An 8,973-nucleotide genomic window follows, 5' to 3' on the forward strand; every position below is an offset into this window, starting at 1 on the left:
CCCTGGTTTACACGCATGCGCGCATCCACCACGGTAAAACCGGCTGCCGTCGCGGCCTGCGGTGCTATGCCGTACAGCCAGATCTTTTTGCCTTTTTTCAGCGGTAATATATCATCGGTATTTTGCAGCAATACCAGTGAATGTCCCTGCGCCGAATTGGCTTCTTTTTGCCAGTCTGCGCGCCCGACGGTTTGGGTGGCTTTCTGCACATCGACATACGGATTTTCAAACAGTCCGGTCTGGAATTTTTGCTCAAGAATACGCACAACAGATTCATTCAGGCGCTGTTCAGTCAGTTGCTTTTCATGCACTGCGCTGACCAGCAACTGTGAGTCGGTCACGCCGCCAAACTGATCGACACCCGCCAGCACCGCCTTCACGAAACGCTGTTGCGGCGTCAGATTTTCGACACCCCACGACATGCCACCGGGCACCGGTTCTTTACCTTCCGGCGAACCGTTCAGGCATTCGTTTTCGCAATTGCTGGTGATCAGCCAGTCGCTGAGAATGACGCCTTTGAAACCGTATTGTCCGCGCAGAATGTCGGTCAGCAACTGATGACTGAATCCGGCACCGACCTGTTCGAGCGGTTTGCCGTCCACGGAAACATTTTTCAGGATTGAATATGTCGGCATGACGCTGGCGACCTTGGCTTCAAACGCGCCGGTAAACGGATAGATGTGTTCTTTGAGATTATTGCCGGGGAAGACGGCGTTTTTGCCGTAGACGTTATGGCTGTCAAAACCGTTCTCAGCCGCGCCATAGCCGACCCAGTGTTTGACCACGGAAATCACGCTGCCCTGATTTAACCCGTCAGGACCGTTTTGCATCCCTTCGATATACCCGCGCACCATGTTATGCACCCGTGTCGGATCTTCGCCGAAGGTGCCACTGATACGCGCCCAGCGCGGCTCTGTTGCCAGATCGGCTTGCGGTGAAAGTGCCTCACGAATACCGACGGCCAGATATTCCTGACGGACGATATCGGCGTAACGGCGGGTGAGTTTCTCATTGCCAATCGCCGCCAGTCCTAAGGTTTCCGGCCACTGGGTGAATTTACCGGAAGAGGTACTCGCACCGACCAGATACTCGAATGAGTTACGCGGGTCGCTGCTGACGGTGACCGGAATACCCAGGCGCGTCTTTTCGGCAATCTGCTGCAGTTTATTGTTTTCTTCCGCCATCATGGCGGGGTCGTTCGCCGAAAGCCGGGTGATCAGGCTGTTGACCTTCGCGCCGGCAATCATCTTTTCCGCCGCTGCCATGTCATAATGCGTGCCTGCGCCGATCGGGCTGTTGGCCGTCGGTGCCGAGCCATGCATCATCACCCCGGCTTTTTCCTCCAGCGTCATGCGTTTCACCAGATCCGCTGCTCGTTCTTCCGGCGTCAGTCGCCAGTCTTCATAAGGTTCCAGTTTCCCGGAATGATCGAGATCTTTGAACTGTAAGCCGTCGACAGTCAGCAGCGTCACTTCGCGCTGGCTAAGTTCCGGTTGATTATCGGCGGCAAAAACAGAAGGTGAGGAAAGCAGCAGGGCAGCGACAGCAAGGCTCAGAGGTTTGATTTTCATCATCGTCCTTAATGGTTGATAACTATAGAAGAACTCAATTCCCAATCAATAACCTATTTGCCAGCTGAATGTTGCGATCTGCTTCGCAATGATGTCAGCCGAATGCCAGTCCGAGCACCGCGCCAACGGCCAGTACCCATAACGGGTGGATACGCTTACTGAGCGCCAGCAGGGTACACAAGGCGATCACCCCCGCAAGCGTCAGCGTGGTGGCTGAGGCTTTGGCGATCAGTAATCCGCTCGACACCACCAGCCCGACCGTCACCGGCACCAGCCCGCGTTGCACTATCTGCCGCCACGGACGGTCTTTGTAACGTTTCCAGCCGCCCATCACGACAAGTGTAATGATTGACGACGGACCAAATTTTGCCAGAGAAGACACCAGCAATCCTGACCATCCGGCAACCTGCCAGCCAATCAGCGGCACGATCATCATATTCGGGCCGGGAGCGGCCTGTGCCAGGGCGAACAGCGCACTGAACTCCTGCGCACTCATCCAGTGATGCACCTGCACCACTGCACGTTGCATCTCAGGCAGAATGGTATTTCCGCCACCAAATGCCAGCACGGAAAGTTCGGTAAATAACAGGGCAAGAGAAAGTAAAACTGGCATCAGAATTTACTCCTCGCGCAGATGAAAATACTGACCGGGGCCAGCACCAGCATGACCGGCAGCATCGGGATCCGGAACACGGCAATTGCCATTACGCCGACGGCAACCAGCAAAAGTTGCAGCCATTTCCCCCGCAAAGGAGCAAGCATTTTGATGCCGGTCGAGAGCAGTAAACCGGCCGCCGCCGCCGCCATCCCGGCGAACAGATGTTCCACCAGCGGTTCATTCTGATAACGTGCATACACCAGGCCGAGCAGCACCACACAAATCGTCGGCGCGAGAATAAGTCCGAGTAGCGCCGATAATGCGCCGCGTAATCCGCGGAACTCCATCCCCAGTGCGACCGACAGGTTAATGATGTTGCCGCCGGGTAAAAACTGGCACAACCCGAGCAACTCGGTGAACTGAGCGGCGGTCAGCCAGTGGCGTTTATCCACCAGCATGTGTCGCGCCATCGGCAGCACGCCACCGAAACCGGTCAGGCCAAGGACGAAAAAGCCCATAAACAGTTGCCTGCAATCGGGTTGTGGCGCGGTATTTTCTTCTGTCTCAGGCATTAATTTTTCCTGCGTTTGCGCTGACATTTTCACACTCTCCCTCAAAAGTAATCCAAAGCCGCCAGAGGCGTAAATTCTGTTAAGGATCATGCGCGTGGATGTGCCATGATGTCTAATGCATTTATTAATGGCTAAAGATACCCTGAAGGTATGGTTATGATTGAACTGAAACGTCTGAATGCGTTTGTTACCGTGGTGGAAGCGGGCAGCATTACCCGCGCCGCAGAATTGCTGTTTATTCAACAGCCGCCGCTGACGCGCCTGTTACAGGGACTGGAGCAGGAATTTGGCATCCCTTTATTACAACGCTTGCCGCGCGGGGTGATCCCGACCGAAGCGGGTGAAGTGTTAGTGCAGGAAGCCCGTGCCGTGCTGGCACGTGCCGCTCAGCTCAGCGCTGCCATGCACCGTGCCGCGCAGGGCGAACAGGGTCGGATCCGCATCGGTTTCACCAGCTCGGCCGCGCTGCATACTTTTGTGCCCGCGCTGTTGCGCCGTTATCGGGAAATTTATCCGGCCGTCAGCACTCAGCTTGAGGAAAGTGGCAGTGGCGAATTGCTGGCCGCCGTGGTGGCGGGCGAGCTGGATGTCGCTTTTGTGCGCATGCGGGTCAAAGATATGCCGGAGTTAGAGATGGAAAAGGTACTGGAGGAACCGATGTGGGTGGCGGTTCCGGCCGGACACAAACTGGCGTCGCAACCAGCCAGTCAGCCACTCAGACTCGAAGATCTGAGTAACGAGCCTTTTGTATTATACCGCCGTCGCGCCGGTCAGGGATTGTACGATGCCATACTGGCGGCGTATGTGCGTGCCGGTTTCAGTCCGCATATCGTGCAGGAAGCGCCACGTTTAACCTCTTGTCTGAGCCTGGTCGGCGCCGGACTGGGGATTTCTATTGTGCCGGAATCCATGACCCGGCTGGGCGGGGACGGGGTGATATTTTTGCCGCTGGACGCCGCGACACAACTCAGCGCACCGTTATATCTCGCGCGGCGCGAAGACAGCCATTCATCGGCTATAATCAATACGTTTTGCGATCTTGTAAAATCGCAACTGACGGCTCATTAAAGGTGCTGCTCGGAAATGTGTTTCTGGGTGGATTCCAGTGTAATGCCGTCGGATTCGATGGCGCTGAGCAGGGAATCGAGCAGGCCGGGGAAGCGGGCATCCAGATCTTCGCGGCGCAGCGAAAGCAAATTGGCACGACCGTCAGGGCGCTGCCAGATAACGCCGCTGTCACGCAATACGCGCCAGTGGTGCGTCAGCGTCGATTTTGACAGGCCCTGTAATAAGGTTCCGCAAGGATGCTCGCCACCTTTTGCCAGGGTGCGCACCACGGCCAGACGTAACGGATTACCCAGCGCAGTCAGAACATTTTCGAGGCGGATCTGCTCGCGCTCAGGATGGTTGGCTATCATATTGTTCCTTTACTTTAACGACGCTCATCGGCGGCCGCGCAATATAGCCTATCCCTCTGCTGCTGTACAACGCGACGGCCTCTGACCAATTTCATCGATAGAATAAATTTATTGTACGAATATACACGTACAATTGTAGTATACTCTCCGCATTAAGAAGTTTAGTACTCATTACTTTGTGACGGGACGTGAAAACCACTCTCCGCCAACTTAGCCATCAACCAGTAAGGACGTTATATGGCTCGCAAAACGCCAATCGAGCGCTACCGCAATATCGGTATCTCAGCACACATCGACGCAGGTAAAACCACCACCACCGAGCGTATTCTTTTCTATACCGGCATGAATCATAAGCTGGGAGAAGTGCATGACGGCGGTGCGACCACAGACTGGATGGCTCAGGAACAGGAACGCGGCATTACCATTACGTCAGCCGCCGTGACCTGTTTCTGGCGCGGGATGGATCACTCCTTCGATGAGCACCGCATTAACATTATCGACACCCCGGGGCACGTGGATTTCACCATTGAGGTGGAGCGTTCCATGCGCGTTCTCGACGGTGCGGTGATGGTGTACGACGCCGTGGGCGGCGTGCAGCCACAGTCTGAAACCGTCTGGCGTCAGGCCAATAAATACAAAGTGCCGCGTCTGGCGTTCGTCAACAAAATGGACCGTCAGGGCGCAGATTTCTTCCGTGTCCGCCAGATGATGGTGGACCGGCTGAAAGCCAATCCGGTGCCGATTGTCATTCCGATCGGTAAAGAAGAGCATTTCACCGGCGTGGTGGATTTGCGCAAAATGCGCGCCATTTTATGGGATGACGCGACACAAGGTATGACCTTTACCTATGAAGCGATCCCGGCAGAATTGCAGGCTCTGGCAGAAGAATGGCGCGAGAAAATGGTGTCGGCAGCCGCTGAAGCTAATGACGCGCTGATGGATAAATATCTCGAAGAAGGCACGCTGACTGAGGATGAAATTACCGAAGGGCTGCGTCTGCGCACTATCGCCGGTGAAATCCAGCCGATGCTGTGCGGCAGTGCGTTCAAGAATAAAGGCGTGCAGCGTATGCTCGATGCCGTGATCGAACTGATGCCTTCTCCGCTGGATATTCCACCGGTGGCGGGCACAGACGAAGACGGTAACGACGTTTTCCGTCACTCTGATGACAACGAGAAGTTTTCGGCGCTGGCATTCAAACTGATGACTGACCCGTATGTCGGCCAGCTGACGTTTGTCCGTGTTTATTCCGGCGTGCTGAAAAAAGGCGACAGCGTGTATAACCCGGTGCGCGGCAAGAAGGAACGTATTGGCCGTATCGTGCAGATGCATGCCAATGACCGTATCGAGATTGACGAAATTCGTGCTGGTGATATCGCCGCCTGTGTGGGGCTGAAAGATGTGACGACAGGTGAAACACTGTGTGATCCTTCGGACATCATTACGCTGGTGCGCATGGAGTTCCCGGATCCGGTGATTTCGCAGGCCATCGAGCCGAAGACTAAAGCCGATCAGGAGAAAATGGGCATCGCGCTGTCACGGCTGGCGTCAGAAGACCCGTCGTTCCGTATCCGCACCGATGAGGAATCCGGCCAGACGATCATTTCCGGTATGGGCGAATTGCATCTGGAAATCATCGTCGACCGTATGAAACGGGAGTTCGGTGTGGAAGCCAACATCGGTAAACCGCAGGTAACGTACCGTGAAACGGTGCGCAAAACGGTGACTGATGTCGAAGGGAAATTTGTGCGTCAGTCCGGCGGTAAAGGTCAGTACGGCCACGTGGTCTTCACGCTCGAACCATTGCCGGCAGGCACAGGTTTTGAGTTTGTGGATGCGACCAAAGGTGGCGTGGTGCCGCGCGACTATATCCCTGCGGTTGAAAAAGGGGTCACGGAAGCGCTGAACAACGGCATTCTGGCCGGTTATCCGGTGGTCGATGTGAAAGTGACGCTGACCTTTGGTTCCTATCACGAGGTCGATTCCTCGGAAATGGCGTTCAAAATGGCGGCGATCTTTGGTTTCAAAGAAGCGGCGAAACGTGCCGATCCGGTGATTCTGGAACCGATGATGAAAGTGGAAGTGGAAACGCCGGAAGAGTATGCCGGTGGCGTGATGGGCGATTTATCGTCGCGTCGCGGTACGGTGCAGGGCATGGAAGAAATCGCGGGCGGTGGCGGTAAAATTATCAAAGCCGAAGTGCCGCTGTCTGAAATGTTCGGTTATTCCACCGTTTTGCGGTCGATGTCGCAAGGTCGTGCAACCTACAGCATGGAGTTCAATCACTATGCCGAGGCACCGCGCAATGTGGCCGAAAACATTATTGCGTCGCGTGGTAAATAAGCAAAACCGGCGTAATCTCCGTCAGAGACAAAACGGTCCGCAAGGGCCGTTTTTTTTGGTCGTAGAAAAGACAGCTGAAATTACTAAAGGAACTTGTGATGACGTGCTTAGTAAAAGGAATTAAAGAAAACCCGGCGATTTTTGTAAAAGACGCTAACAGTTTAGAAACAAACCAAAGTCTCCAAACTGATTCCTGGGAACAATCAGAAAACGCAGAAGCTATTGATACATGTAATGAATTTACAAGTAGAGCAGGGCTGTTTTCAGAGGGGCGTGGCGTGCTTTAACAGGCCTGTAAGGAATTTAAGGCGCAGAATTCTGCGCCTTATTTTACGCGGTTATTTAGCTGACCAGTTTACTGACGATGGTCGCCACATGTTTGCCCTGATGTACGGCAATCCGTAGTTCTTCTGCGCTCGGCTGGCGCGAGCCGTCGCCACCGGCGATGGTGGTGGCACCATAAGGTGTACCGCCGCGAACCTGAGAAATATCGAACAGTTCAGGTGTGGTGTAACCGATTGGAACGATAATCATGCCGTGGTGGGCGAGGGTGGTCCAGGTTGACGTAATGGTCATTTCCTGACCGCCGCCGGTGCCGGTTGAGCTGAATACACTGGCGACTTTGCCTGCCAGTGCGCCTTTGGCCCACAGGCCGCCGGTCTGATCAAGGAAAGTGCGCATCTGGCCAGTCATGTTACCGAATCGGGTCGGTGTGCCGAAGATGATGGCATCGTAATCGCCGAGTTCTGCGGGGGAAGCGACTTCTGCCGTCTGACCGGTTTTACCACCGGCAGCCTTAAAGGCTTCTTCCGGCATGGTTTCAGGGACGCGTTTTATTGTGACTTCAACCCCGGGTACGCTGCGTGCGCCTTCTGCAACACTTTGCGCCATCGTTTCAATATGACCATACATGGAATGATAGAGAACCAGTACTTTTGCCATCTTTAACTCCTGTTGAGGTGATGTTTTTACCGTATCCTGCCGGGTTTTGGAGCCGGTAATACGGGCGAAAAATTCGCTTAAAAATCCCACGTTTACTCCTGCGCCTGTAAGGCGTTAGTCATGAGCAAGAGAGTCCATCGTCCGCGCATAAGGCGTGAGTTACAAACGCAAATTTTTGAACAGACTCATCAATTAATTAGGGCAAAGGTGCAGAGAAGGTGGGTTTCGCACCTCTATATACTAGAACAGAAGTGCGGGACTGGCGGGAGAGGAGGGCAGGAGATATAAAAACGTAGTCAGAGTGCATTATTCTCTTTCTTTTTCCCAACTGACCAGAATTGAGATTTCATCAGGTTGCGCGATGAATTTACTGAGTGTGGCGGTATGACCGTCTTTCATCATGACCGATACAGCGACGCCGGTCACCCCGTCGGTCAGCGGGGTTTCCTCAACGCGCTGTAACATTTTCAGGCAGGTATATTGCTGCCCCGGTGGCAGATGTCTGAACTGATCGGTGTGGTGCTTTTTCATATCGGCGTCCTTCCATAAATTTGCCCGTCACGCATCAGAACCAGCTTGTGCGTGCGCTTGTAATAAATCGCTGTGAAAACGCCTTTGCGATAGACCTGAGCATCTGCGTTATCTTCATCAAGATATGCGGCGGTCCCTTCGATATATCCCTGTTTATCCGCAGGAAAGATTTTGACGTCGATACCTTTAATACGCGCATGCACGATCTTTTTAGCGGCCTGGGCATATTGCGTGGAGGCATTTTCCATTGCCTGCTTAAGGGCAACACTCTGAATGGCGGTCTGACGATTTTGTTCAGCCATATAACAGGTATCTTTGGAGACGCCCTGTGACTGGCAGTCAGCCATTCTTGAAGCCTGAGTAGAGCAACCGGAAAGCAGGATAATGGCTGCAAAAACGATAAATTTTTTCATTGAGATTTACCTGAAAGGGAAGAACGGGGGACGGAGCCCCCGGAACGATTTACCAGCCAACGCTCACGCCAGCGCCATAACCAAAGTTACTTTGCGTGTCGTCGGAGACTGACATTTTGACAATGGTGGATCTGCTGGCATGGAATGAAGCGCCAACGGACAGGGCGTTTTGCGCATCATAACCGCCGACACCGGCACCCACCGCGAACTGTTGGGATTCCTGCACCTGAGGGATATTGGCCTGCGCCATAGCGGAAGCCGATCCGGCAGCGGCTTCTTTTTTGTTGTCATCAACCTCAGATTTTAACGCGGAGAATTTTGAGTTGGTGTAGTCCTGAGACTTCTGCAACACCTGAGCATCTGCGGCAGCACGGCTGTGAGATTCAGAGAGAATTTCGGCGTGATTTTGTTCAGCTTCGGCATTCAGGGCAGTGATCTGTTGGTCGTAATAGCTTGAACGAACCCTTATATCTTGTGAATAGGGGGAGGAGCCGGGCTGCGATGTAATCCCCTGTTTTTTGGGAATAACAGGATTCTGCTGCTCTGTCGTGTTAACACTAACGGGATTCCCGGTAGGGTCATTTT

The 8,973-nt window shown here is 53.8% G+C and carries 11 protein-coding genes; 3 read left to right on the plus strand and 8 right to left on the minus strand.

The window, feature by feature from the left end; all coding sequences use genetic code 11:
• The 3 genes from UC14_RS18075 to UC14_RS18085 all read right to left on the minus strand — a co-directional run.
• Positions 1–1,571 (minus strand): glycoside hydrolase family 3 protein (locus UC14_RS18075; protein ID WP_112198145.1); only part of this gene is annotated, 1,571 nt, incomplete at its 3' end.
• Positions 1,572–1,665: 94 nt separating this feature from the next.
• Positions 1,666–2,184 (minus strand): chromate transporter, encoded by a 519-nt coding sequence (locus tag UC14_RS18080; protein WP_013575285.1) that lies wholly within the window; start codon positions 2,182–2,184, stop codon positions 1,666–1,668.
• Positions 2,184–2,741, minus strand: a complete 558-nt coding sequence (locus UC14_RS18085) for a chromate transporter (RefSeq protein WP_173362069.1) — start codon at positions 2,739–2,741, stop codon at positions 2,184–2,186. The genes UC14_RS18080 and UC14_RS18085 overlap by 1 nt, the downstream gene beginning before the upstream one ends.
• Positions 2,742–2,891: 150 nt before the next feature.
• On the opposite strand from UC14_RS18085, the gene UC14_RS18090 reads away from it, so the two are divergent.
• Complete coding sequence (locus tag UC14_RS18090; protein WP_198670086.1) at positions 2,892–3,809, plus strand: LysR family transcriptional regulator; 918 nt, start codon at positions 2,892–2,894, stop codon at positions 3,807–3,809.
• On the opposite strand, the gene UC14_RS18095 is transcribed toward UC14_RS18090, so the two are convergent.
• A complete protein-coding gene (locus UC14_RS18095) occupies positions 3,806–4,159 on the minus strand; it encodes a helix-turn-helix transcriptional regulator (RefSeq protein ID WP_013575288.1) in 354 nt (117 codons plus the stop codon). The genes UC14_RS18090 and UC14_RS18095 overlap by 4 nt on opposite strands.
• 237 nt (positions 4,160–4,396) lie before the next feature.
• Between UC14_RS18095 and fusA the strand changes: the two genes are divergently transcribed.
• A complete protein-coding gene (gene fusA / locus UC14_RS18100; RefSeq protein ID WP_013575289.1) occupies positions 4,397–6,502 on the plus strand; it encodes an elongation factor G in 2,106 nt (701 codons plus the stop codon).
• A 98-nt stretch (positions 6,503–6,600) separates the two neighbouring features.
• A complete protein-coding gene (locus UC14_RS18105; RefSeq protein WP_013575291.1) occupies positions 6,601–6,789 on the plus strand; it encodes a plasmid maintenance protein CcdB in 189 nt (62 codons plus the stop codon).
• A gap of 55 nt (positions 6,790–6,844) precedes the next feature.
• On the opposite strand, the gene wrbA is transcribed toward UC14_RS18105, so the two are convergent.
• From wrbA to UC14_RS18125, 4 genes are all read right to left on the minus strand, one after another.
• Complete coding sequence (gene wrbA / locus UC14_RS18110; protein ID WP_015689874.1) at positions 6,845–7,444, minus strand: NAD(P)H:quinone oxidoreductase; 600 nt, start codon at positions 7,442–7,444, stop codon at positions 6,845–6,847.
• A 306-nt stretch (positions 7,445–7,750) separates the two neighbouring features.
• Positions 7,751–7,975 carry a hypothetical protein gene (locus tag UC14_RS18115; protein WP_013575298.1) on the minus strand — a complete coding sequence of 75 codons (225 nt, stop codon included), beginning with the start codon at positions 7,973–7,975 and terminating at the stop codon, positions 7,751–7,753.
• The gene (locus UC14_RS18120; RefSeq protein ID WP_013575299.1) at positions 7,972–8,388 is read right to left on the minus strand and encodes a hypothetical protein; all 417 of its coding nucleotides are present in this window, start codon (positions 8,386–8,388) and stop codon (positions 7,972–7,974) included. Before UC14_RS18120 ends, UC14_RS18115 begins: the two co-directional genes overlap by 4 nt.
• A gap of 49 nt (positions 8,389–8,437) precedes the next feature.
• On the minus strand, positions 8,438–8,973 hold a 536-nt coding region (locus UC14_RS18125), incomplete at its 5' end, for a YadA C-terminal domain-containing protein (RefSeq protein WP_198670087.1).

Origin of the sequence: Rahnella sp. NRRL B-41462 (assembly GCF_003263525.1) — a bacterium.
Lineage (GTDB): Bacteria > Pseudomonadota > Gammaproteobacteria > Enterobacterales > Enterobacteriaceae > Rahnella > Rahnella aceris.

Bases quoted from the DNA above. Each gene is read 5' to 3' on its own strand.
- wrbA (WP_015689874.1), bottom strand. From the start codon at position 7,444: ATGGCAAAAGTACTGGTTCTCTATCATTCCATGTATGGTCATATTGAA.
- UC14_RS18085 (WP_173362069.1), bottom strand. From the start codon at position 2,741: ATGCCTGAGACAGAAGAAAATACCGCGCCACAACCCGATTGCAGGCAA.
- UC14_RS18105 (WP_013575291.1), top strand. From the start codon at position 6,601: ATGACGTGCTTAGTAAAAGGAATTAAAGAAAACCCGGCGATTTTTGTA.
- UC14_RS18095 (WP_013575288.1), bottom strand. From the start codon at position 4,159: ATGATAGCCAACCATCCTGAGCGCGAGCAGATCCGCCTCGAAAATGTT.
- UC14_RS18115 (WP_013575298.1), bottom strand. From the start codon at position 7,975: ATGAAAAAGCACCACACCGATCAGTTCAGACATCTGCCACCGGGGCAG.
- UC14_RS18080 (WP_013575285.1), bottom strand. From the start codon at position 2,184: ATGCCAGTTTTACTTTCTCTTGCCCTGTTATTTACCGAACTTTCCGTG.
- UC14_RS18090 (WP_198670086.1), top strand. From the start codon at position 2,892: ATGGTTATGATTGAACTGAAACGTCTGAATGCGTTTGTTACCGTGGTG.
- UC14_RS18120 (WP_013575299.1), bottom strand. From the start codon at position 8,388: ATGAAAAAATTTATCGTTTTTGCAGCCATTATCCTGCTTTCCGGTTGC.
- fusA (WP_013575289.1), top strand. From the start codon at position 4,397: ATGGCTCGCAAAACGCCAATCGAGCGCTACCGCAATATCGGTATCTCA.